Here is a 24,158-nt window from a genome sequence, read left to right as displayed (position 1 = left end):
AGATGAAAGATAAAAAAGAAAGAGGCGTCATTAAAAAATGTGATGTCTCTTTCTTTTTTGATTGGTTTTAACAAGAGCATGAAAAAAGTTGGTTAACCTTTATTTGGAGTGAAAGGGTGCTTATCCAATGATTCATAAAAAATGAGGCTCCCGACAGTCATTAAATGACTTATAAGGAGCCTCATTTTTTTAAATCTTTATTGATGGTCTTTCCTATTCTTGATTATCCGATTATCATCCCGGCAATAGCAGCACTTAGACATGATGCTAAAGCGCCAGCCATTATTGCTTTTAAACCTAAACGAGCAATATCCGGTCTGCGGCTTGGCGCTAGCTTGCCTAATCCTCCAAGCAAGATGCCGAGAGAAGAAAGATTGGCAAACCCGCATAGGGCAAAGCTGATAATGACAACGGATTTTTCAGACAATGTATCAATCATAGGCGCAAAGTTGCTGTAAGCAACAAATTCATTTATAACGAGTTTTTGGCCAATGAAGTTTCCGGCTTGCAGGGCTTCATTCCATGGAACACCAATAACGAAAGCTAATGGAGCGAATATGTAGCTCAAGATTAATTCAATCGATAATTGATCATAGCCAAACCAACCGCCAATAGAACCTAAGATTCCATTCATTAATGCGATTAAGGCAATAAAAGCAAGCAGCATGGCCCCAACGTTAAGAGCTAATTGAAGTCCTGTTGAGGCACCATTAGCAGCTGCATCGATTACGTTTGCAGATTCTTCATCTTTTGTCATCTTAAAGCCTTCCGCATCTTCCTGACTTTCTTCCGTTTCCGGAATCATAATCTTAGAAAGCAATAGTCCGGCAGGTGCAGACATAACACTGGCAGCAAGTAAATAATCCAATGGTACTCCCATTAAAGCATATCCTACTAATACACTTCCGGATACAGAAGCTAACCCACAGACCATAACAGAGAATAATTCTGATTTCGTCAATTTCTCGATAAATGGTTTTATAACCAGTGGAGCTTCCGTACATCCCACGAAGATATTGGCAGTCGCATTAAATGTCTCTGCATTTTTAGTACCTAATAGCTTTGAAAGAGCACCGCCAACATATTTAATGACAAATTGCATAATCCCTAGATAATATAAAACGGAGATTAAGGCAGAGAAGAAAATGATGATTCCTAACACATTAAATAAGAACACCGTTGTAATACCTGATTCTGGTGTATAAAGACCGCCAACAAGGAAGTTGATCCCTTCATTGGCATACCCAATCGTATTGTTTACAACATCGGTTATTTTTTGAAAAGCTGCTCGTCCAAGCGGCCATTTTAAAACAATAAAAGCAAATGAAATTTGGATGATTAATGCCACGACCACAGTACGAATATTAATATTTCGTTTGTTAGTGGAGAAGAGAAAGGCAATGCCTAAAATGCAGATAATCCCTAACAAACCCCATAAGTAATTCATGATGCCACCCCTAGTTATTGTTTTTGTTCAAATGTTGTAAATAGTTACTTTTATCAAAAACTTAATATACCAATCAAAAATCTGTTTTGCAAGCAGAGTCCATTTCAATTTAACCTGTTTATCGAGGAGGATTTTAGAAACCATGTGTGTGTATGAGGAGAATAAGGTTAGAATGTGACGAGATCTTTGTAGTGATAATAAGGGTATCAAATAGAATGAGCTAGAACAAGTGGGGAAGGTATGTGAGGAATGGGGTATTAAAAGTAAAGTTCCTTCTTTCCTTTTAGGAGAGCAGAGTATTGAAATCGATCTTTTAATCTTTAAGAAAGAGGTGCCCTGGATTCCTGCCAGAGCACCTCTTCGGAAATTTACTTTTTCACCTTAACTGTTTTCGCTTTGCTTGCATTGCCGGCTTTATCTTTTACTGTTACAGAAAGGGAAGTCCCGGCTTTTTGTTTTTTGATTTTGACCGTGTAGTTTCCTTTGCTGTTAGCTGTAGCTGTACCGAGAGCTTTGGAACCAGCTTTCACCGTTACTTTAGCTCCGGCTTCTGTTTTACCTGTGACTTGTGTAGAACTAGAGTTCACTGGGTTGACAGAAGGGGCTGAAGGAGCAGTTTTATCTGCTACTTTAACTGTTTTTGCTTTGCTTTGATTGCCGGCCTTATCATTCGCTGTTACGGATAGGGAAGTCCCAGCTTTTTGTTTGCTGATTTTGACGGTATAGTTTCCTTTACTGTTAGCCGTAGCTGTACCAAGAGTTTTGGAACCAGCTTTCACTGCCACTTTAGCACCAGCTTCTGTTTTGCCTGTTATGGTTGTTGTCTTGTCGGAAACCATATTGACAGAAGGGACGGAAGGAGCCGTTTTATCGGCCACTTTAACTGTTTTCGCCTTGCTTGTGTTGCCAGCTTTATCTTTCACTGTTATAGAAAGGGTTGTACCGGCTTTTTGTTTACTGATATTGACGGTATAGTTTCCTTTGCTATTAGCCGTAGCTGTACCAAGAGTTTTGGAACCAGCTTTCACCGTTACTTTAGCACCAGCTTCTGTTTTACCTGTTACAGTTGTTGATTTATCCGAAACAGCGTTGACAGAAGGACTGGAAGGAGCGCTTTTGTCTGTTACTGTGATCGTTGTTACTTCGCTCACTAATCCAGTTTTCGGATCTGTAACAGTAACGTATAATTTAGTACCAGCTTTTAGGTTGGTTTTTAAATCTACTGAGAATTTACCGTTTATAGCAGTAGAAGATAGTGTTAGGTTCTTTTTGTCCGTAATGGTTACTTTTGAATCAGTTGGTGCAGTACCTGTGATTTTTGTGCTTACATCCGATACTGCATTAACGGATGGCTGAACAGGTACTGGAACTTTATTAATTTCAATTCTCTTCTTAACCTGATAGCCTGCTAAATCTTCAAGGACGAATTCATATTCATTTATGCCATCTTCTAATTGTAGCTCTATACCCTCGGTCACTGAATAAGGTGCATGTACAGGTAAATCTCCCAACTCATTAAAAGTATTTATTTCTTCATTTCCATTTACGAGTAATCGAAGCGCATTATAATTATCCCCAACTTTGACGGTAACCTTTTGATTTTCGCCTGCTGAATAAGCTTTATAATCAATATCGATTGTAGGTTCCTTTGTATCTATGAATATTTCTCTGTTAAAATCAATTTTGTTGCCGGCTACATCAGATCCATAGAAACGAATGTCATGTTTTCCTTCTTTTGAGAATTCGAGTGTATCCGAGAAATAATACTGTTTTGTTTCTTTATCCCATTCAAGAACTTGATTTTGGCGTTTTCCTTCATATTCAACCCAAACATAATCCATCTCGGAATCATCCGTTACATAACCTTCAACCAATACTTCAAGATCTCTATAAACTCCTAGTGGTGCAGGCTCTTCAGAAATGATGTAAGGGATTGTCTTATCCAATAATGATATAGCGTCGCGGTTTCCGGCATAGTCATGTGCAATAACATTGATATTATCTCCGCTTTTCACTTCCACAGGAGTATCATCGGAATACTTTTGGTCTGTTAATTTAACACTATAGGTATTCGTGGTATTAGGCGCTACATAGTTCTTTAGTGTTTTACCATTGATGGAAAGCTCAATGTACTTAAGTCCTGCACCGGTTTTTGTATCCTCAGCCTTAAATGTAACTGTTTTTGTTGAGTCATCATATTTAAGATCAGATACAGTTGGCTCTGTGTTATCAACCAGGATAGGCATCTTAAATACTTGGGGTTCTTTATTCTCATAATCTATTGTTGCTTTAATTTCGTAATAGTATAGACCTTCTTGAACTTGTTTGTTATTTACTTTGCCATCCCATTCCGTATTATATGGTTCAAAAGTGATGACAGAGTCTGCTGCATAATTCTTTCTTTGGTCTTTATCTGTAGTTATTTTACGCAGTTTTTTACCATCTGTATCGATAATACTATACTCCACCGTTTTACTATTTCGTAAAAAGGATAGTGCGGGTGCTACTAAATCATTATGTCCATCACCATTTGGTGAAAAGGCTATCTTACCCGGATCGACAATTTCATTTTTATCAAATGGACTGACTCCGTAAAATTCCCCAGTATCTGCATCGGCGAGACCAGTCATTCCGTAGAAAGAGTTCGCATCATTACTCATTGGATCAATGATGTTTGCTTTGTTCCAATCCCCTTTAAATCCGACAAATGGTACGGAAATAGTAGGAAGTGAATCTTCTTTGTTTTTAGCATTTAAGAACACAAAGCCTTCAACAAAGTAGCCATTTTTCATCGCTTTTTCTAAATCAGCCTTTGCATTTTTTAAATCAATTGTGATTGTGAAATCTTTAGACTTACCAGCTTCAACTGTTATTTCATTGTCCGATGTGACGACCGCTTTCTTAATTTCCTGAGGTGTCAGATCATTAAATGTATGTCCACCAGCTTCATAGAGAGCATCAGTAAGCACGCTTGTATCTACTGTGTAGGTGGCATCTTTCTTGCTGAAGTTAGTAGCTGTCAGTGTGAAGGAGAACTTATCGGTTGAAATTTCCTTCAAAGTTACTTTTCCTTCATCTGTTCCTTTATTGACAACATAAATCGGTGAAGTGACAGCAGAATTTAATTGCATCACACCTGCACCTTGACGGCGTGGTGAATAGTAGGTGGTACCTGTAGAATCTTTAATAGTTTCAGATGTATTTAGCAATATTGTTTTAGCACGTTGAACCTTATCTTTCCCTGTAAGGTTCGGGAAGGTTTTTTTCACATATTCCAACACAAGTGCTGATCCACCAGATACATGAGGTGCAGCCATGGATGTACCACTCATGACACCATATTTATTATCATTTAAGGTGGAATAGATTTTTCCGCCAGGTGCGGTAATTTCCGGTTTAAAGTCTAGGTTAGGTGTCACTCCCCAAGATGTGAAGGTGGATAATTGACCTGCAGTACTATTTTCAAGTTGGATCATTTCTCCAGTGAATGTAACCTTACCGACTTCACCGGCAGCTTTAAATTTCTCTTCGAACATGGTACCGTCACTTACACGCAATGATACTAGAGGAATAGTAGGGTTATTCAAGGCCATGCTTACAAAATCGCCATGTGCTGGAGTGCCTCTGACAATAACACCAATAGCTCCGGCTGTTTCGGCTTGCTTTTGTATTTCTCCGTAGTTCGGAGTGGCACCTGTTCTAACAGCAAAGACGATTTTTCCTTTTACATCCTTGTCTTTGTATCGATCAGGGTGGCCGTCTCCAACATAAACAACATCCTTCTCGCTAGTATTAAAAACATCTAATGGAAGGGGAGAGGATTGTGTTTTATACCCAGCTTGGTAAGTGGTCCCGCCTATTGTTAATTCAAATTTGTCTACAAGTACATGTGTATTTTCAACAGAGGCTACAGAAATCGAATCCCTGGAAACACTTGGTGAACCGACAAGCCCGATATCAGGGTTGATTGCAAGGGGATCTGCATATCCATCAGAGAATTGAGCTGAATTACCTGCTGAAATTGACATCAACACACCATTATTGACTGCACGTTCAATGGATTTTTGTTCAGGATCTTCAGGATTTTGAAATGCTCCGGTTGATCCAAGACTCATATTTAGCACATCTGCACCCAGCAAAATGGCATCATCAATGGCTTTAATATAGATATCGCCCCAAGTAGAAGGCATAGCTGCATCGTTACCAAACACTTTTAAAGCTAATAATTGCGTTTCAGGGGCAATCCCTTTTATACCGCCGTTATCTTTAGAACCGTTAGAACCAACAGTCCCGCCCACATGCATTCCGTGCATGGATGCGTCTGGTCCCAAATCTAAAATTTCCTGGTTCTTATCATAATAGTTATATCCGTATGGGACCTTTGCAGTGTGATATTTTCCAGAGAGTTTGTTCTTAGATAAAACTGATTCTACATCTGATTTCTTCAATTTAGCTTTATTTTCATCGGTCAAAATCATATCTTTATGGCTTGGATCGATTCCTGTATCAATAATACCGACAACTGTACCTGTACCATTGTATCCTCTGACCCATGTTTCTTCTGCTTTAACAATATCCCCGCTCGATACCATTTCAGGTTTTACTTCTGGTCGCTTATATTCATTGGCAATATACACAGATGAAACAGTAGAGATACTTTCAAGTTTTGAAATGTCTGAAGCCTTCACTTCACCGCTGACCCCATTTGCGACTACTGTGAAGGAGTTTTCAACATCGAATTTTACACGTTTCTTATTAACAGATGATAGGAAATCAGTTTGCTGATCTTTAACACCTGCTTGTAATTCCGATTGTTCTGATTTGGAAAGTTCTTTAAACATAACCCCTTTTTTAGTGGCGTATTCAATTGCAGGAGTTCCTTCGAGTTCTACAATAACGCGTACCTTTTCATCTGGGTCATATTTGCTTACATCCAGTTTCTTTTTACCTGTGTTGCTGATGGGTTTAAGATTGGTGTTTTCATATGTATTAGCGCTGGCTGTTCCTATACCAATTAATAAATTTGAAAAGAGAAGTACAAATGAAAGTAAAACAAAAACTACATGGTTAGTTTTTTTGTAATGCAAAGCTCCAACCTCCTTATGATTTGTCAAAATATGAAACCTATAAATCCCCCCTTGCCAAAAATAAAATTTAAGGTAAATAACCTAGTATCTACCACACTATTAATTTAACACCACACCTATAAATAGTCTTTTGAATTTTTAGACTTTTCAAAAAAATAGTAATTTAGTAGTAGATAATTATTGGGGTTCTCCTCGAAAACGAGGAGAAGTAGGTAGAAATACACAGAAGAAAGATAAGTATAAAAGTACGTTTGTTTTGCAATTGCAAATGTACAGCTTTAGTGGTTATAGGTTAAATGAGGTGAGAAATCGACAAGTATAGGCAATACCTGTATGCCGATAAAAAACTCAGAGTTTTTATGGACTCTGAGCGATTTTTTTGTGGGTAAACTCTTTTATTTTATCAAAGAGTGTTTTAATTTCTAATAGAGGAGTTATATTTTTCGATACATCCCAACAGAACGAGGAGCAGTATATTCAAATCCGAATTTCTGATAGAGCTTATCGGCTGGAATATCTGCTATTAAACTGACGTATGCTCCAGATGGTAAATGATTATTTAAATAGTCTGTCAGCGTTTCCATAATTAAACTGCCTAATCCTCTGATTATCCGGCTTCGACTCCTAGTCCCTCGAGGTCATAAGGATAGCCTCTGCGGGGAAAAATCATTCCCTCCAAGCCTCTCCTTATGCTTGTCGGGCCTGTGCAGTCGTCTCAGCACTTATTGCTATATCAACAATCTGGAAAAAACAGCCTCCATCTCCTATAATTCTGCCCATCCCTATTAGCTTACCATTTTGTCTTAGAGAAACAGCAAAGATTGAATGTTCCAGGGCGATAGTCGCAGCCTGTTTATTCTTTGAGCTTAATCCTGCATTTATACGTAAATCTATATATTCTTCCGGATTGGGTGGTTTATGTATAATTTCAATTTCTGTTTCCATATAATCCTCCTTGTATTTGTATGAATACTTATAGCTTACTATATTTCCACCTAAATGGACTCTGAATATATTTATTCAAGTTGAGTCTTGTATTTGTTAAGACAAAAAGTTCATAATTAAGAGTGACAAATGTAATGAATAAATAAGTTAACGCCGAATGAAACACTCGAAAATACTTTTAAGGGATAAATATGTCTGTTGAAACAATCCTCTGCATAAGGAAGCAGGTGTGAAACTCTCTTGACTGGGAATAACAATATATAACTCTCTTACCTATAGAAAAGGGAGTTTTTGTGTATTATTAAAATTTCCATAGAAAGATAGTCTAGGATTCGGGTAAGATAATTAATGTAAAGGAGTAGAAAGAAGGTATAAAATGATTGATCAAGCACAACAAAGTATTAAACAGAAAATAAAGAAAGAAAAAATATGGACAAGAGATTTTGTCTTCATTTGTGTCGCAAACTTCTTGGTTTTTTTATGTTTTCAAATGACCTTGCCAACGATATCGCTGTATGTAAAACATCTTGGCGGGAGTGACCAGCTTATTGGAGTCGTGGTTGGTATTTTCACATTTTCAGCGCTACTGATCAGGCCCTTTGCAGGAAAGGCATTGGAGACGAAGGGGCGACGGATTGTCTACTTCGGAGGTCTGATTGTTGTTATTTTGACTGTTGGCTCATTTGGATTTATGGCAAGTATTGCTTTACTGTTTTTGGTGCGTATTATTCAAGGAATGGGTTGGGGAGCTTTAACGACAGCAACTGGTACGGTTGCTTCTGACTTGGTTCCAGCATCAAGACGTGGTGAAGGAATGGGATACTTTGGGCTATCCGGAAATGTAGCGATGGCTATTGGGCCATCCCTTGGCCTAGCATTAGTTGTTCTGTTGCCATATAATCAATTTTTCATGATTTGCGCTATTCTGGGGATTATTGCTCTTATGGTAGCGACGCAGATTAAGTTTAAGAAAGCTGAGAAAGTAACTGTACAGCCATCTGGCAATAAGATGCTGGATCTTTATGAAAAAAGTTCATTGAAACCATCAGTATTGGCATTTTTCATTACATTTACGTTTGGAGGGATTGCGACTTTTCTTCCTTTATATACGGCACAAAAGGGAGTAGAAGGGATTCAATGGTATTTTGTCATCTATGCCTTATCGGTTATGTTAACGAGAACATTTGCCGGGCAATTATATGATCGAAAAGGGCATAAAGCTTTATTTATACCAGGTACATTATTGATTTTTATCGCTATGCTATTATTGTCCTGGCTGCCTAGTACGAGCGTTATGCTGCTTGCGGCTTTCCTTTATGGATTTGGCTTTGGAAGTGTTCAGCCAGCTTTGCAGGCGTGGGCTATTGACCAAGCACCCCAAAATCGAAAGGGAATGGCAAATGCTACGTTCTATTCATTCTTTGACTTAGGTATAGGAGTAGGAGCCATGAGCTTTGGTCAAATTGGACATTCATTTGGCTACAACGGTATTTACTTGACGGCTGCTGTGTCAGTTTTTATTTCGATGATTTTATATGTTCTCCTAACCCGTGAGAAGGCAGTTCGCTGATCATTTAATTACACAAAAAATCCAGATGTGTATTCTTTTATCTACGGTGAAATAGTATAATCAAACTACTAAAAAGGTATTACATTTTAATGATGTAGTACCTTTTTTATTGTAGTTATATATAAACATTTATGGATGCATTCGTATATACGAGGTCCCGTCAGAGAAATATGGATTTACAACGATAAGCACGTAAAGCTACCAAACACCGTTTTGGGAATGTTCAGTATTAAATCGTAATTAATAATTTACTAATTATAGTGAGTTGATAATAGTCTAATTAGACTCTATAATTAGAAGTCTAATTAGACTATTATGTAAAGGATTGAATTTAAATGATAAAATCTTTTTTGATGTTAGGACAATCAAATATGGCAGGTCGTGGATTCTTGCATGAGGTAGAACCGATCTATAATGAAAAAATAAAAATGCTTCGCAATGGTCAGTGGCAAATGATGACAGAGCCGATTAACTATGACCGCCCTGTTGCTGGTGTAAGTCTAGCAGCATCTTTTGCAGAGGCATGGTCGAAAGCTAACCCGGATGAAGAAATTGGTTTGATTCCTTGTGCGGAAGGTGGCAGTTCCTTGAACGATTGGCATCCAGAAGGTACTCTTTTTCAACATGCTTTGTCTGAAGCTCGATTTGCTCTTGAAACTAGTGAAATTTGTGGCATACTTTGGCATCAAGGTGAAAGTGATAGTAATAATTCTCTACATGAAACGTATTATGAAAAGTTATCTCTTATCATTGAAACTTTACGCAAAGAATTAAACCTTCAAAATGTCCCATTAATCATTGGTGAGCTTGGTGATTTTCTAGGAAAAACAGGTTTTGGAAAGTATTCAACAGAGTTTCAAGAAATCAACGAACAATTACGTCGATTTGCTCATGAGCAGCAATATTGTTATTTTGTATCAGCCGAAGGTTTAACTGCCAATCCAGATGGTATTCATTTGAACGCTGTTTCCCAGCGGAAATTCGGTTATCGCTATTTCGAAGCATTTTCGAAAAAGTGTCATATCTTAGAGCCTCTTTCAGATGAAAATCAATCACTAAAAATAAACAATAACTATTCGAAAACGGAACAAATTTATATTCACAGTATGAATTTGGCTCTAGGTAAAATCACATACGCTGAATTTGAAGCACAAATGGCGAAGGTGATGCAACCTTGATTCCCTTGCTTATCCTTGGCTTACTTATTCAAAACCCTGGCGCTCATGGATACGAACTATTAAGTTTAATGGAAAAAAGACATTATAAATATATCGTTAATTTTACTAAAGGTTCATTTTATTACAATTTGCAACAACTTGAAGAAAAAGGATTGATTGTACAAACACATCAAATAAGTCCAAATAATGGTCGTGAAATTCATACCTTTAAAATCACGTCTTTAGGAAGAGAAGAATTCGATAAATTAATGACCAGATATGGGACTAAATCCGAGTATGTAAACTTACAATTCTATGGGACATTGCTCTTTGCAGATGAATTCGATAAAAATAAATTATTAGAATTAATCCAAGCACAAATTAATCAAACTGAAGCTAGAATTACTCTTCTGAATGAATACCTAGCTACCACTAAAGAATTACCTGGTAAAATTGATTATTTTCGTCGCATGAACGAAAATTCTCGTTCCCACCATTTAGTGAACTTAAAATGGTTTAAAGAATTGAAGGCAGATATAGAAGAAGATACTGTATAAATAAAAACTAACCATACTAACATCAGAAAATAAAAATGGTAAGGCAACAATAAGTACCATATACAGCTCCAATACAAATAAAGTTCCCAAACAAAAGTTTAGAAACATCGAAAAAAGCTACTAACGCTGTACATCAGTGTTTGTAGCTTTTTTTGGTTAACATTGCTTATACAGTTTTTTTGCACTTTTGATAAACTCCATAGACGTTTGCAAAGGATGATTGCGGCTTTATGATTGTTACCGAATAAAATCCTGCATATCTTATCGTTGTAAATCTGCATAGGGTTATTTTTTTATACTACTATTTACCCTGTATTAATTCTTACTCACCTGGATTTTTTTATGTATTTTGAAAAAACTCCTCAATAGAATTTGGTAATTATTACCGTTATAATAAAGGGTGAACGAAAATATTATTGGGGGGTTGAGTACATGTATGATGTAATCGTTATAGGAGCAGGTCCAAGTGGTGCAAGTGCTGCGTTATTCACTGCCAAAGCAGGCAAGAAAACATTAGTATTAGACAATGATAAGAGTGTTACTAAACGTGCTTGGATTGAAAATCATTACGGTGTAGAAGAAATTACCGGACCTGGACTTATTTCAGTCGGTAAAAAACAGGCTGAGAAGTTCGGCGCTGAATTCAAGAATGAAACTGTTGAAAAAATCGAAGTGGAAAATGACGGAGTTATGATTCAAACGGTAGAATCCAGCTATATGGCCAGTGAAGTTATTTTAGCTTCTGGTATGTTAGTTGATCTCGCTGAAGCTTCAGGCATTAAAACGAAGCCCGGAACTGAACCACGTATCAAAAAAATAATTGATGTCGATGAGACTGGTAAAACTCATCTTGACCATGTCTGGGCAGCTGGCACAGTTGCAGGTGTGAGTATGCATACGATTATTACAGCAGGGGATGGAGCAAGAGTCGCAATTAATGTTATTAGTTCTATGAATGGTGAACGCTATGTTGATCATGATATTCTAAAATCATAAAGTTAGTGAATAATAGTAGGATGATTTCGTTACGACTCATTTATGGGTCGGTTTTTTTTGTATTATTTCCATTCTTGAACAATCGATCGGGATAACTAAAAACCAAAAAGCCAATCTCTTTATTAGAAGATTGACCTGATCAATACATTAGTATTCAGCTAACTCGGCATCTATTTCGGCTAATAGCTCCCCTGCCTTACGGTTATGAATTACGAGATCTGCATAAAAGTCGAAAGCAGTAGGCTCCAAATTAATGATTACCAGCTTGGCACCATTTTGTTTGGCGATTAAAGGGAACTGATTAGCAGGTGTAACAGATAAAGAGGATCCGAGAACAATAAACAATTCTGCTTTTTCGCTTTCCTCTTCTGCCATTAGAAATGGTTTTTCAGGCAGCATTTCTCCGAATAGAATCACTGATGGACGGAGTTTGCCGCCGCACTCACATTGATAGTATTCATTTAAATACATTTCACTGCCATATTCCTTACCGCATGTTTGGCAGTGCACCTTTTGTAAGGTTCCATGCAATTCTGCTACCTGGTTACTGCCGGCCTCCTGGTGGAATCCATCCACATTTTGCGTGATGATACTTTGAACAATACCTTCACGTTCCCATTTAGCAAGAATTGAATGCCCTTTATGTGGGCCATGTTCCTTTACTCCTGCCACACGATTGCGATAAAATTCAAAAAACTCTTTGACATTTTGATTAAGAGCATCCGTACTGGCAATCGTGCCCGGATCTTGTTTCTTCCATAATCCATTAGTAGTTGAGCGGAAATCAGGTAAGCCACTTTCAGTAGACATGCCTGCACCTGTAAATATAACTGTGTAGTTAGATTCTTTTAATAAAGTAGCTAGTTTGGACAAAATATTTGCCTCCTGTATTAAATTGCCTGTCTTGATTGTTTCACCATTATAACATGAGACAATCTGCCATTCTAAATCTTTAGTTTCGCATAATTTACATTCCTTTTATGGTATCGTTAAATAAAAAACTTCAACTAAAAAAGATGTGGAAATATACACCAATGATAAAACCTTTAAATTAGATTCTAACCGAATAAACATTATGGTAATATTACTTGTACTACATATCGGATGATGAGAAAAAAATAATATAATATCCGGAAATGTAAGCAATGTTTTGGAGGTTTAAAATTGAATAGCTTGGTCTTAGATTGGGAAAAGGCAATTAAAACTAAAAACTTCAAAAGTACCATTTATCTAATTCAGAAAGAGTTAAATAAGGTTTATGAAGAAACAGAAAAACCCAACAAAATCATCTTAGATTTAATTGCAAAGATAGAGATTCATTTGTTGATTTCAATTGATAAAAATAAAGGGATAATGAAGGAATGGGTTGATGAAGGAATAGTACACAATATTCCTCGTACTCTTGAATGGATCAATTTAGAATTAAAAGAAGTTCAAGAAGTAAATAAGTCAAATAAGCGACTGAACGATTTAATTTTAAAAATAGATGAAACGATAAAGAATTAAATTAATAAACGAATTGAATTGGTTTTAAAAAGGCTGTGAATATTGCAGTCTTTTTTATTTGTTCATAAAAAGTAGGGTCTTATAGCTAAATAAAAAGAGCAGCAACGCCTTTTAAAACATTACTTTTCTTTATGAATAATTTCACCTTTCTGATTTATCAGGTCACAGTCAGTAGGCATACCGGCACCTGTATATACAACAGTGTAATTAGATTCTCTTTTAATATGATGCTAGATTGGACAAGATACCTGCCCCCTGTTTAAATTGCCCGGCTTTATTGTTCCATCATTATATCGGGAGCCAATCGGTTGTTGGAAATTATTAGTTTCGTAATCTTCATAATGTGTTTTGTGAGAGAATAGAAGAAAATAAGTGCGCTCGAATATCGAGAGATTCTGCTACGAATCCGAAGTCTCTATACTCTTTTGAATTTTATTTCGTGAAGGAGGAAACAAAATGAGTTTGATTAAAGTAAGCAGGTTCATGAGTATGATTCTCCGTCACAAACCAGAGTCGATTGGAATTACCTTGGACGAACATGGGTGGGCGGATGTCGAAGAATTGATTAAGGGAATATCTAAAAAATATCCTTTTGATATGCATATTCTAGAGGAAATTGTGCGAACTGATGATAAACAGAGATACTCTTTTAATGAGGATAGGACTCTGATACGAGCAAACCAAGGACATTCCATTCCGGTTGACGTAGAACTGGAAATTGTGGATCCGCCGGTGTTTTTATGGCATGGTACGGGAGAAAAGTATACGGAGTCCATTGACCTTATTGGACTAATTCCAAAGAGTCGTTTGTATGTTCACCTGTCAGTTGACGAAGAAACGGCAATCAATGTAGGAAAACGCCATGGGAAGCCGGTCATCTATCGTGTACACAGTAGTGAAATGAATGAAAGAGGATATGTGTTTTATCGTTCGAAAAATGGTATTTGGCTAACGAAAATAGTACCAATTGAGTTTTTGGAGAAGCAACGTTAGTAGTTTTTATAAGACATAGGGTCTGTCACGGCGACAGGCTCTCTTCTTTTTCCTTTTCTCTGATAAAACTTCCTTATACGATTCTTAACTTCTTTGTTTCTCTTCTTTATACCCCATTTTTAAAAAGCATATTTAACTACTACTCTTTAGAATGGGGATTTTTAATGGATATTATTTGAAATTTTTCTTATTTTCCCTTGAAACTTTAGTGCTGAGAAGTGATAATAGTTAATATTATCTGAAAATTGAACATAGGGGATATGCAGAATGAAAGTAGTTAAATTTGGGGGAACATCTCTAGCATCGGGAGAACAATTGAATAAAGTATTTGAGATCGTGGTTTCAGATCCACAACGTAAAATCGTCGTAGTTTCTGCACCAGGTAAACGATTTTCTTCTGATACCAAAGTGACGGATTTGCTTATTGCATGTGGAGAAAGCTGGTTAAATGGAAGCTGTGATCAGCATTTATTTGATAGGGTAATTGATCGTTATCGATTCATAGCAGATGATTTATCTATTACAGGACCTATTGTGGATACAATCAAGGCTGATCTATTGGAGATCCTCAATCAGGATACGCATGATAAAAATCGGTTTTTGGATGCGGTTAAAGCCAGTGGAGAAGATAATAACGCCAAATTAGTGGCTGCTTTTTTCCGATCAAGAGGTGTAGAGGCTGAATATCTGAATCCTCGTGATGCTGGATTAATTGTCAGTGATGAGCCGGGGAACGCTCAGGTTTTAGCAGAATCATATACGAATCTTTATCATTTAAGGAACAAACAAGGGATTATCATTTTTCCAGGATTCTTTGGTTATACAAAGGAAGGGAAAGTAATGACATTTCCAAGGAGCGGTTCGGATATTACCGGTGCGATCCTGGCAAACGCAGTTCAAGCTGATATATACGAAAATTATACAGATGTTGATGCTGTATTTTCTGTCAATCCAACGATTGTGAATAAACCAAAGGAAATCAGCGTCTTGACCTATCGTGAAATGCGTGAGCTTTCCTATGCAGGCTTTAGTGTTTTACATGACGAAGCATTGATTCCTGCCTTTAAAGCAGGTATTCCGGTAAATATTAAAAATACTAATAATCCTTCTTCACCTGGTACGATGATTGTCAGCAAGAAAGAGTTGATAAACGGACCGGTTGTTGGGATTGCGAGTGACAATGATTTTTGCAGCATTTATGTGAGTAAATATTTAATGAACAGAGAAATTGGGTTTGGGCGCAAACTTCTTCAGATTCTTGAAGAATTAGAGTTGTCCTATGAGCATGTACCGTCAGGGATTGATGATACAACTGTCATTTTAAGACAGACTCAAATAGACTCGGAGCTTGAAGGGATTATTATTAACCGAATTAAGAACGAATTACACGCTGATGAAGTGAAAATCGAACACAATTTATCCCTCATTATGATTGTGGGCGAAGGAATGCGTTCGAATGTTGGGACAGTGGCCAGGGCTTCGAATGCTTTAGCCAATGCTGGCATCAATATTGAAATGATTAATCAAGGTTCTTCTGAAGTCAGTATGATGTTTGGTGTGAAAGAACTTCAGGAAAAACGGGCAGTGACGGCTCTTTATAATGAATTTTTTACCAGTGTTACGGTGTAAGAGGTAGTGGTAAATCTAGTATAGGCAGTTTCGGTGTCAGCTTTCAAAATCAAGGCTAAGGTTTAGGATAAAGCGATTTGTATAAAAGAGTTATTGATGCGAGGACGGAGGAACCGATAATGGTAAAGGCAATCATGTTTGACCTCGATGATACATTATTATGGGATCATAAAAGCGTGCAGGAAGCTTTCCATGCAACCTGCAAACTGGCACAGGATAAATTTCAGATAGATCCAAAGCAGCTTGAGGCAGCTGTTAGGGAAGAAGCGATTAAATTATACAGCTCGTATGAGACATTCGCTTTCACGCAAATGATAGGGATTAATCCTTTTGAGGGATTATGGGGAGATTTTCAGGACAACCATGAGCAATTTCAGAAGATGGCTCAAATTATGCCGGTCTATCGCAGAGATGTATGGACGAATGGGTTGAAAGCTTTAGGGATAGAGGATGAGCATTTTGGTCAAATATTGGCTGATACGTTTCCTGAGGAAAGAAGAAAGCATCCCTTCATTTATGAAGATACCTTTGAAGTGCTGGACCAATTGCATGGAAGATATAAACTCCTTTTATTGACAAATGGATCACCGCAATTACAAACAACTAAGCTTGAAATAACGCCTGAAATAGCTCCCTATTTTAATCATATCGTGATATCAGGAGATTTTGGACAGGGTAAACCGGCTCCGGAATTATTTGACCATGCTGTAAAGTTATTGGAAGTTGATAAAAAGGATGTCCTAATGGTCGGGGATAATCTCATGACGGATATACTTGGTGCCAACCGCGCAGGAATTCAATCTGTTTGGGTACATCGCCATCAAAAAACAAGCGATCAAGTAAAGCCTGCTTATGAAATAAAAAAACTGACAGATTTAATCCAAGTGCTAACGGAAATCCAGTAGATTTATATAGAAAGCTTTTAAAACCAGTTCAGTTGATGAGCTGGTTTTTTTTCCTTTTTATAATTGAAGAAACAAGCAGTTTTACTAGTTCCTATATTTAAGAAATAAAGGGGGGAGAGTCATGGGGAAAGCCGTACTATCCTACTTTTATACCCCGCTCCCCGGTTGCGATTAGGCGGAGGATAGGTGATTAAAACCGAGAGAAATCTCACTTTCATGAACCTATATATGCTATCTAACACCTATCTCCTGTGCAAGCTATTCGCCATCCAGAATATCCCGTCTGTCCTTGACATTGGATATTTAAACAGATACCATAAAAACATTGTTATAATTTTACATTTTTGATAGTTGTTTGTAAATCTCTCTTGAAAAGTCGGTGTATAATAGTGAGGGAATTGAGAAATAAATGGAATGGGGAAACAAAATTACTGACCGCAGCTATGGTGTTGCTAATCATCTTTTTAGCCCCAATGTTCGTCCTTGGTGAAAATTCGCATATACGGGTTCATGATAACTTAGATTCGAATATTGCTTGGTATAAGGTCCTTAAGGATAATCAAATGCTGTTCGGTCCCATAAATGAGACCATACCTCAAATTATCAATGGTTTGCCGAGGAATTCGATTGGAACGGAATTCAGTGGAATTGAATGGCTTCATTATTTATTGCCATCTATGACGGCTTATTCGATCAGCCAGACGATCACGAGATTCTTTGCCTTCCTAGGGATGTATCTTTTACTTAGAAAGCATTTCATAAAAAAAGAAGAGCACGGTTTTATCCGTGTATTTGTTGCACTGGCCTTTGCTTTGACGCCCTTTTGGCCATCTGGAATGCTCGCTACTTTAGGCCATCCATTGGCTCTGTATGCCTTTTTGAATATTAGAGGAAGAGATAGCAAATGGACAGATTGGCTCATTTTAATTCTGCTGCCATTCTATTCAAGCTTTGTATTGGGATTCTTTTTCTTCCTTGCAGCTATGGGCTTACTTTGGCTTTATGACTGGATCAAGAAAAAAGATCCAAATTGGAAATTTCTCGGCAGTATTACCTTGATGACTTTTATTTATTTATTGATTGAATATCGCTTAGTATATTCCTTGGTATTCCCTGAGGAACCAACTAGCCGCGACGAATATTTCAGCTCTGCTTTAGGATTCGCGCGCTCTGTCCGTCTCATATTTAAAAATTACATAATTGGACATACTCATGTATTGACGCTTCATCAATATATTATTTTACCACTTTCATTTATTGCTTTATGGCTTATTTATCGAAATAAGCTATGGAAGAGCGAGAAACACTTTGTACAGCTATTTATTTTAAATTTTGTTTTATCTGCCTGGTATGCGTTTTGGTTTTATGAGGGCTGGGCATCCTTGAAAGAGCAAATTTCATTATTAAATAATTTTAACTTTGCCCGTTTTCATTTTTTAAGACCATTGGTTTTATATCTATTGTTCGCCCTATCCTGCCGTATTCTTTGGAAATATGGAGGGGGATGGAAGCTCTTATCTCAAGGGGCTATTGTTGCACAACTGGTTGTTTTATTTATCTACAATCCAGAGGTGTATTATGGACGTCTTCATGCACCGACCTTTAAGGAATTTTATGCTGTTGACCAATTTACTGAGATTGAAAACTATATTGGAAAACCTCAGGACACATACAGAGTGGTAAGCATAGGATTACATCCCGCTATTGCTCAATATAATGGCTTTTATACATTGGATACGTATAACAATTATTATCCATTGGCATACAAGCATCAGTTCCGTGAAATTATTGCGAAAGAGCTGGACAAGAATGCACACCTTAAAAAATATTTTGATAAATGGGGCGGCCGTTGTTATATTTTCGTGGACGAGCTTGGAAAAAAGTATGATTACCGAAAAGGATCAACTAAAACGATTCAAAATTTAGAGTTGAATACGGACACTCTGAAAGAAATGGGCGGTCAATATATTCTTTCGGCTGTGCCTATTATCAATGCGGATGATAATGACCTTGAATTGATGAATGTTTTTGACCATAAAGATTCAGCGTGGAGAATTTATCTATACCATGTTATGTAAAGGAGTTAATCATAATGAATCTACCTGTATTAACCATCGTTGTGCCTTGTTACAACGAAGAGGAGGTTTTGTCTAAAACGTCTGAAGAGCTTACTTCCATTCTAAAAGAGTTATTGGCATCTAAATTAATCTCAGATAGAAGTTCTATATTGTTCGTAGATGATGGAAGCAAGGACGATACTTGGGATCTTATCCAAATGGAAAGCATACAAAATACATTGATAAAAGGACTTAAATTGGCAAGGAATGTAGGGCATCAAAATGCGCTGCTTGCTGGTCTGAAAACCGCTCATAAGCAGTCTGATTGTGTCATATCCATTGATGCTGATTTACAGGATGATGTTCATGTCATAAAAGAAATGGTTGAAAAATACAATCAGGGATATGATATTGTCTATGGTGTCAGAGACAAGCGCCAAACAGATACATTTTTCAAGCGTACTACGGCACTGGGTTTTTATCGCATGATGGGTAAGTTGGGGATAAAACTGATTCCTAACCATGCGGATTATCGTTTAATGAGCAAGCGTTCGCTGGGAGAATTGTTAAAATACAAGGAACGCAATTTATTCTTAAGAGGAATGATCCCGCTCATCGGTTTTTCAACCACCGAAGTCCTTTATGATCGGAAGGATAGGGAAGCGGGGGAGTCAAAATATCCAATAAAGAAAATGATCTCTTTTGCGCTTGATGGAATTACTTCCTTTAGCGTTGCCCCCATCCGCTGTGTAACTTACATAGGATTTTTCACTCTGCTAGTCAGCGTTTTGGCAGGGAGCTATGCATTGCTTCAAAAAATGCTGGGAAATACGCAATCCGGATGGACATCCATCATGATTTCTGTATGGATTATTGGCGGTTTGCAGTTGATCGGCATTGGAATAGTGGGCGAATATATTGGCAAGATTTTTAAAGAGGTTAAACAGAGGCCGATTTATGCAATCGATGTAGACAACTATACAGATGATCAAAATAAGGAAACTGAACAGGGAAATCACTATAAGTCCCGTTAAGAGATTGTTTTAGCAGCAAGGCCTATACTTATACGTAACAAGTGGTCTGAAAGCAGGAAGGATACTACATGACGCTGGATGCTCTTACACATTATTTACAGATGTATGGATACTGGGTGATCATTCTCGTTTTATTCTGTGGGATTATAGGAATTCCTGCACCAGAAGAAACGTTTATCATTTTTATTGGTGCCTTTATTGCGGAGCAGAATCTCAATCTCCTCTGGTCCATCAGTGCGGCTCTGTTAGGCGCTAATATCGGGATGTTTGTTACCTATATGATTGGGAGGAAACTTGGTACACCTCTTATAGAAAAGTATGGAGGTTGGCTGAAAATCACACCAGAACGCTGGGGACGTTTGCAAGCTAAGTTTGACAAATTTGATAATAGAATATTGATTCTTGGTTATTTCTTACCGGGTCTCAGGCAGTTAACTCCCTATATGTCTGGAACGCGTGCATTGCCACCTTCAAAATTCTTCTCACTCGCCTTTTTAGGAAGTTTGCTATGGACCACTCTTTATATGGCCATTGGGTTTTATTTCGGAAGTAGGATTGGTCTGAAATATTTAAGCCTAATGGCGTTGACCTTTTTCTTGATTTTTATAGCGGGTCTTGTTTGGAAGAACTGGTTATCTCCTGGAAGAACTAGAGTTAACTCTTAAAAAATTATTTACATAGGATATATATTTTTCGTAACAAAAACTTAATTACCTTGCACCTTTGTATATAACAACACTATCGTTGCTTGACGCATTCAAGGTGAAGTGCCAAATAAAAATAGAGCCGCGGTCAAGTTATCCCTGACGGCGGCTTTTTATATTAACCTAACATTATATCTTTTTTGTTTTGAAAATGATAACAGCAGCAGCTATGCATATTCCGACCATACCGGCAGATAATGCAAGCGGTGTAACGTACTCTCCCGGTGTTGAGAGTCCTGTTAAGAGACTCATGGATTCAGTTAGCTTCATCGGTGTGAAGGATTCTAGCTTTGGGAGGAGTCCGATGAGATAAACCGCTAGTACAATACCTCCAGTTCCGAGTAAAACAGTGGTATTACTAGAAAAAAGTGTGGAAAACAGCACCATAAATGACAGCACACAAAGCCCGAATATCCAGTAACACATTGCGGCAAAGCTGGTATACATAGCGATACTGTTGTCCCAATAAAAAGCATTGTAAGCATAAGTGATACCAAAGCACATCCAATAGCAAGCTGTCCAGGAAGTGAATATCATTATGCTCTTTGCCATAACGAATTTCCAGCGAGAGAGACCCTTTGTCAGTACAGGAATGAGTGTTCCATTTTGATATTCTGAAGTAAAGGATCCACTGCACAACAGTATAAACATAATCAGCGCCATTGGTATGTTTTTATAAAATTGAGTCCAGGAGGTCAAGGCGTCTACTGTGACCTCTGTAACAACAAGGCCTGTTCCCTCCAGAGAGTCTGCCATCATCTCCATCATCCATGGAGTTATCTTTGCTATGGCTGGATTCATAATACCGAAAAGGATAAATACTAGCAGTAGAATCAGCACCCGTCCTGTTCGAAGCCATTCCATCCGTTCTTTTTTCAAAAAAGCTAGAAAAGATTTCATTTACTGACGACCTCCAAATACAGAGATTCCAGTGATAGTTCCTGCTTTTCGAAACGTCGAAAAGGAATATGATGCTCCAAGATAAAACGTAGTACAGCTTCTGTCTGTCCCTGATCCGTTCGTTCCAGTAATAGAAGTTTCTCATTGCTTTTTTTGATACTTTGAAAAGCGGAAAGTAGTTTTTTCGTATCTTCAGGGGACTCTAGCTCAATTTCATACCCGATGCTTGCATGGTCTCTTTTTAACTTTTCCATCGATTTCTGCAATACAATATGTCCATCGTGAAGAAATGCGACCTCATCACATATACGCTCGACATCGGATAGGATATGTGTGGAGAAGAGGATGGTTGTATGTTCCTTTGCTGTGGTAAGAATATCTAGAATTTCCCTTCTTCCAACAGGATCGAGGGAGGAGGTCGGTTCATCACAAATAAGCAGTCTAGGTCGGTTGAAAAGCGCTTGTGCAATTCCGAGCCGTTGCTTCATGCCGCGTGAAAACCCTTTGATTCTCCGTTTCTCGTTAGATAGTCCCACAAGCCCCAGAAGCTCCTTGGTACGTGTCTTGATACTAGAGGGCGACATTCCAGTGAGCTCCCCGCAAAAATGCAAATATTCTTCAGGAGTCATAAAAGAATAAAATTCAGGTACATCAGGTAAATACCCAATGAGTCGGTTTGTGGGAGTATCACCATAGCGAACCTTTTCTCCGCCAACAGTAATCTCTCCGCTGTTTGCCTCCAATAAGCCGAGAATGATTTTCATAGTCGTGGTTTTGCCTGCGCCATTCTGACCCACAAAACCAAAAACAGTATGCTCCGGTACAGAAAAAGTGACATCCTCTAATACCTTTTTATCTCCAAACTGCTTTTTTACATGAGATAAAGTCAACATATTCATCATGCATCCTCTTTTCCCAGCAAGAAATACAGAATGGGACCTATGAATTGCATGCCGATTATCACTATAACTAGCCACATAGTACGACTGCCACGCTTATAGGTCTTATGAGTCAAAATATGATATATGGTAAAACCCAGCAATGTAAATTCTGCAATAACCAAAGGGATAATAAAGGGTAAGAATTCCTTAATTTCATTCATAATATTTTACTCCTTCCGTAAGTTCTCTTTGTATTCTCTGAAATTCCGGATCGTCTTGAAGTGCTGTAAATAATGGATGCTTAAAAGACTCCAATACACTCTTTGCCACAAGGCGCATATTTCGAGGTGGTGATGCCCCTAGGTCAAGCTTGCTAATCCATTCATCCAGCCTGTCAAAATAAGCATCGCCGTGGAGCACCGCTTGCTCATGGGTAAAAAGCACTCGAGCTGCCTGAACATATTGCCTTAGCATTGCCAGTGCCTTTTCTTTTTCTCCATGTGTGATATAGACAAGCGCTGACTGATAGAAGAATTGTGCTGCACTATTCGGATGCAGGGTGTTTAAATCATACAGCTGAATCAATCCTTCTGTTTTTTTGATTGTTTTTTCACATACTGCAGGTTCATCCATATGAATGGCTAGGTATTGGACCGCATTTGTGATCAGTGATATCAGATGTAGATACATATTGATTTGTGTATAGCTTTTGGCTTTGTCTATATCGCCGCTAGCCAGATAAGCCTTTGCTAAAATTGAATCACTTTGGTGATAGATACGAGTCGGATCAGCCATCATCTCCAATGCTTCTATGACTTCTGCCGCTTTACCGAGTTGGAGGTTGAATACAGCTTTTACAGTGATAGCATCATTACAAATATCAATCACTTTACAATTTTCCTCAATATGCTCACAAAGTTCTACAGCTTCGTGTAAAATTCTTTGTTGTTCCTCACGGTCTTTTGCAAGAGGAAAATGGTTCAGCCAAAGAATGCAGATTTGAAGTAAAAAGGGATAACAGGAATAATAGCGGCGAACCAGTCCACGTGATCTATTCATCACTTCATCAAATGGCAGTCTTGTATAGTCAGAAGCAAGCTCCACATATAGCTTCTGGATTTGTTCACGGCTCAACTGTGCTTCATAGCCCAGCAATTCATCTATGCTTACATCCAGGAAGGCTGCAAGTCTGGGTAATAGTAAGATATCCGGCAAGCTCTGTTTGTTTTCCCATTTAGAGACAGATGCTTTAGTAACGCCGATAAAATCCGCTAATTCCTTTTGGGTGAGTTTCTTTTTACGGCGCAGGTTGGCAAGGTTCTGTGAAAAATTTAATGAGTACATACAACTACCTCCTATAAATATTGTAACCTTTGGTGCTATAAAGCTAAATGGAGCAATGCGATATTTTTCGATACAAAATCAACTGATAAGAAACCTTGGAGTAAACATCCCATAATAGATAAGCCCTTTAAGGGCTTATTACTGGGAGGTAATGAAGTTATGTCATTGGTTAGGTTGTGGTAATACGGTAGATGAGTGTGGATCGTAAATTACAGAAATGTTGATATCTATTGTAATCACTCATGTGGATATATTATTTAATCTTCATTAGTTTGAAGAAAACTAAATCCTAATTAAAATCTCCTTTTGATTTACCTATTAATAACCTTATTGTCTGCTGAGAATTAAAAAGTGGTTCTCCAAATTGTTGTTATTTATGTAAATTTAAGGTAAATATTGTTATTATATAAGGTAGCAAAAGTGTTTTTGAACCCATTTGTAAAGTC

At 37.7% G+C, this 24,158-nt stretch carries 18 protein-coding genes and 1 pseudogene; 11 read left to right on the top strand and 8 right to left on the bottom strand.

Features of this window, described 5'->3' with window-relative positions; all coding sequences use genetic code 11:
• Positions 1 to 223: 223 nt before the first annotated feature.
• From AC58NB_RS10095 to AC58NB_RS10085, 3 genes and pseudogenes are all read right to left on the bottom strand, one after another.
• Entirely contained in the window at positions 224 to 1,447 is a 1,224-nt protein-coding gene (locus tag AC58NB_RS10095; protein ID WP_497426698.1) for a NupC/NupG family nucleoside CNT transporter, read from the bottom strand.
• A gap of 368 nt (positions 1,448 to 1,815) precedes the next feature.
• Positions 1,816 to 6,534 (bottom strand): Ig-like domain-containing protein, encoded by a 4,719-nt coding sequence (locus AC58NB_RS10090; protein ID WP_497426697.1) that lies wholly within the window; start codon positions 6,532 to 6,534, stop codon positions 1,816 to 1,818.
• A 434-nt stretch (positions 6,535 to 6,968) separates the two neighbouring features.
• Positions 6,969 to 7,479, bottom strand: a pseudogene (locus AC58NB_RS10085) (GNAT family N-acetyltransferase).
• 376 nt (positions 7,480 to 7,855) lie between these two features.
• Here AC58NB_RS10085 and AC58NB_RS10080 point away from each other — a divergent pair.
• From AC58NB_RS10080 to AC58NB_RS10065, 4 genes are all read left to right on the top strand, one after another.
• On the top strand, positions 7,856 to 9,049 hold the full coding sequence (locus AC58NB_RS10080; RefSeq protein WP_497426696.1) for an MFS transporter: 1,194 nt from the start codon (positions 7,856 to 7,858) through the stop codon (positions 9,047 to 9,049).
• A 335-nt stretch (positions 9,050 to 9,384) separates the two neighbouring features.
• Positions 9,385 to 10,227 (top strand): sialate O-acetylesterase, encoded by an 843-nt coding sequence (locus AC58NB_RS10075; RefSeq protein ID WP_497426695.1) that lies wholly within the window; start codon positions 9,385 to 9,387, stop codon positions 10,225 to 10,227.
• Positions 10,224 to 10,763, top strand: a complete 540-nt coding sequence (locus AC58NB_RS10070; protein WP_497426694.1) for a PadR family transcriptional regulator — start codon at positions 10,224 to 10,226, stop codon at positions 10,761 to 10,763. Before AC58NB_RS10075 ends, AC58NB_RS10070 begins: the two co-directional genes overlap by 4 nt.
• Positions 10,764 to 11,195: 432 nt before the next feature.
• Positions 11,196 to 11,759 (top strand): NAD(P)/FAD-dependent oxidoreductase, encoded by a 564-nt coding sequence (locus AC58NB_RS10065; RefSeq protein ID WP_497426693.1) that lies wholly within the window; start codon positions 11,196 to 11,198, stop codon positions 11,757 to 11,759.
• Positions 11,760 to 11,906: 147 nt separating this feature from the next.
• Here the strand turns inward: AC58NB_RS10065 and AC58NB_RS10060 are convergent, their stop codons facing one another.
• Positions 11,907 to 12,632 (bottom strand): NAD-dependent protein deacylase, encoded by a 726-nt coding sequence (locus AC58NB_RS10060; RefSeq protein ID WP_497426692.1) that lies wholly within the window; start codon positions 12,630 to 12,632, stop codon positions 11,907 to 11,909.
• Positions 12,633 to 12,923: 291 nt separating this feature from the next.
• Between AC58NB_RS10060 and AC58NB_RS10055 the strand changes: the two genes are divergently transcribed.
• The 7 genes from AC58NB_RS10055 to AC58NB_RS10025 all read left to right on the top strand — a co-directional run bounded on the left by AC58NB_RS10055 (position 12,924) and on the right by AC58NB_RS10025 (position 20,548).
• Complete coding sequence (locus AC58NB_RS10055) at positions 12,924 to 13,265, top strand: hypothetical protein (RefSeq protein WP_497426691.1); 342 nt, start codon at positions 12,924 to 12,926, stop codon at positions 13,263 to 13,265.
• Between the two features lie 456 nt (positions 13,266 to 13,721).
• Positions 13,722 to 14,258 carry an RNA 2'-phosphotransferase gene (locus AC58NB_RS10050; RefSeq protein WP_497426690.1) on the top strand — a complete coding sequence of 179 codons (537 nt, stop codon included), beginning with the start codon at positions 13,722 to 13,724 and terminating at the stop codon, positions 14,256 to 14,258.
• Positions 14,259 to 14,525: 267 nt separating this feature from the next.
• Positions 14,526 to 15,887 carry an aspartate kinase gene (locus tag AC58NB_RS10045; protein ID WP_497426689.1) on the top strand — a complete coding sequence of 454 codons (1,362 nt, stop codon included), beginning with the start codon at positions 14,526 to 14,528 and terminating at the stop codon, positions 15,885 to 15,887.
• Between the two features lie 119 nt (positions 15,888 to 16,006).
• The gene (locus AC58NB_RS10040) at positions 16,007 to 16,792 is read left to right on the top strand and encodes an HAD family hydrolase (RefSeq protein ID WP_497426688.1); all 786 of its coding nucleotides are present in this window, start codon (positions 16,007 to 16,009) and stop codon (positions 16,790 to 16,792) included.
• Positions 16,793 to 17,181: 389 nt separating this feature from the next.
• Positions 17,182 to 18,870, top strand: coding sequence for a DUF6044 family protein (locus AC58NB_RS10035; RefSeq protein WP_497426687.1), 1,689 nt, complete (start codon positions 17,182 to 17,184; stop codon positions 18,868 to 18,870).
• Positions 18,871 to 18,884: 14 nt separating this feature from the next.
• Complete coding sequence (locus AC58NB_RS10030) at positions 18,885 to 19,883, top strand: glycosyltransferase family 2 protein (protein WP_497426686.1); 999 nt, start codon at positions 18,885 to 18,887, stop codon at positions 19,881 to 19,883.
• Positions 19,884 to 19,951: 68 nt separating this feature from the next.
• A complete protein-coding gene (locus tag AC58NB_RS10025; protein WP_497426685.1) occupies positions 19,952 to 20,548 on the top strand; it encodes a DedA family protein in 597 nt (198 codons plus the stop codon).
• 168 nt (positions 20,549 to 20,716) lie between these two features.
• Here the strand turns inward: AC58NB_RS10025 and AC58NB_RS10020 are convergent, their stop codons facing one another.
• The 4 genes from AC58NB_RS10020 to AC58NB_RS10005 are packed head-to-tail and all read right to left on the bottom strand — an operon-like array spanning position 20,717 to position 23,712.
• The gene (locus AC58NB_RS10020; protein WP_497426684.1) at positions 20,717 to 21,487 is read right to left on the bottom strand and encodes an ABC transporter permease; all 771 of its coding nucleotides are present in this window, start codon (positions 21,485 to 21,487) and stop codon (positions 20,717 to 20,719) included.
• Entirely contained in the window at positions 21,484 to 22,386 is a 903-nt protein-coding gene (locus AC58NB_RS10015) for an ABC transporter ATP-binding protein (protein WP_497426683.1), read from the bottom strand. Before AC58NB_RS10015 ends, AC58NB_RS10020 begins: the two co-directional genes overlap by 4 nt.
• Positions 22,386 to 22,589, bottom strand: a complete 204-nt coding sequence (locus AC58NB_RS10010; RefSeq protein ID WP_497426682.1) for a PLDc N-terminal domain-containing protein — start codon at positions 22,587 to 22,589, stop codon at positions 22,386 to 22,388. Before AC58NB_RS10010 ends, AC58NB_RS10015 begins: the two co-directional genes overlap by 1 nt.
• Positions 22,582 to 23,712 carry a helix-turn-helix domain-containing protein gene (locus AC58NB_RS10005; RefSeq protein ID WP_497426681.1) on the bottom strand — a complete coding sequence of 377 codons (1,131 nt, stop codon included), beginning with the start codon at positions 23,710 to 23,712 and terminating at the stop codon, positions 22,582 to 22,584. The genes AC58NB_RS10010 and AC58NB_RS10005 overlap by 8 nt, the downstream gene beginning before the upstream one ends.
• Positions 23,713 to 24,158 lie beyond the last annotated feature (446 nt).

Source organism: Pradoshia sp. TA40_28 (assembly GCF_059694525.1).
This window is presented reverse-complemented; position numbering and strand designations above follow the sequence as displayed.

What these genes read in the sequence shown, in the direction of transcription:
- AC58NB_RS10025 (WP_497426685.1), top strand. Translation starts at nt 19,952, where the DNA reads ATGACGCTGGATGCTCTTACACATTATTTACAGATGTATGGATACTGG.
- AC58NB_RS10020 (WP_497426684.1), bottom strand. Translation starts at nt 21,487, where the DNA reads ATGAAATCTTTTCTAGCTTTTTTGAAAAAAGAACGGATGGAATGGCTT.
- AC58NB_RS10065 (WP_497426693.1), top strand. Translation starts at nt 11,196, where the DNA reads ATGTATGATGTAATCGTTATAGGAGCAGGTCCAAGTGGTGCAAGTGCT.
- AC58NB_RS10015 (WP_497426683.1), bottom strand. Translation starts at nt 22,386, where the DNA reads ATGAATATGTTGACTTTATCTCATGTAAAAAAGCAGTTTGGAGATAAA.
- AC58NB_RS10005 (WP_497426681.1), bottom strand. Translation starts at nt 23,712, where the DNA reads ATGTACTCATTAAATTTTTCACAGAACCTTGCCAACCTGCGCCGTAAA.
- AC58NB_RS10075 (WP_497426695.1), top strand. Translation starts at nt 9,385, where the DNA reads ATGATAAAATCTTTTTTGATGTTAGGACAATCAAATATGGCAGGTCGT.
- AC58NB_RS10080 (WP_497426696.1), top strand. Translation starts at nt 7,856, where the DNA reads ATGATTGATCAAGCACAACAAAGTATTAAACAGAAAATAAAGAAAGAA.
- AC58NB_RS10045 (WP_497426689.1), top strand. Translation starts at nt 14,526, where the DNA reads ATGAAAGTAGTTAAATTTGGGGGAACATCTCTAGCATCGGGAGAACAA.
- AC58NB_RS10040 (WP_497426688.1), top strand. Translation starts at nt 16,007, where the DNA reads ATGGTAAAGGCAATCATGTTTGACCTCGATGATACATTATTATGGGAT.
- AC58NB_RS10050 (WP_497426690.1), top strand. Translation starts at nt 13,722, where the DNA reads ATGAGTTTGATTAAAGTAAGCAGGTTCATGAGTATGATTCTCCGTCAC.
- AC58NB_RS10010 (WP_497426682.1), bottom strand. Translation starts at nt 22,589, where the DNA reads ATGAATGAAATTAAGGAATTCTTACCCTTTATTATCCCTTTGGTTATT.
- AC58NB_RS10030 (WP_497426686.1), top strand. Translation starts at nt 18,885, where the DNA reads ATGAATCTACCTGTATTAACCATCGTTGTGCCTTGTTACAACGAAGAG.
- AC58NB_RS10095 (WP_497426698.1), bottom strand. Translation starts at nt 1,447, where the DNA reads ATGAATTACTTATGGGGTTTGTTAGGGATTATCTGCATTTTAGGCATT.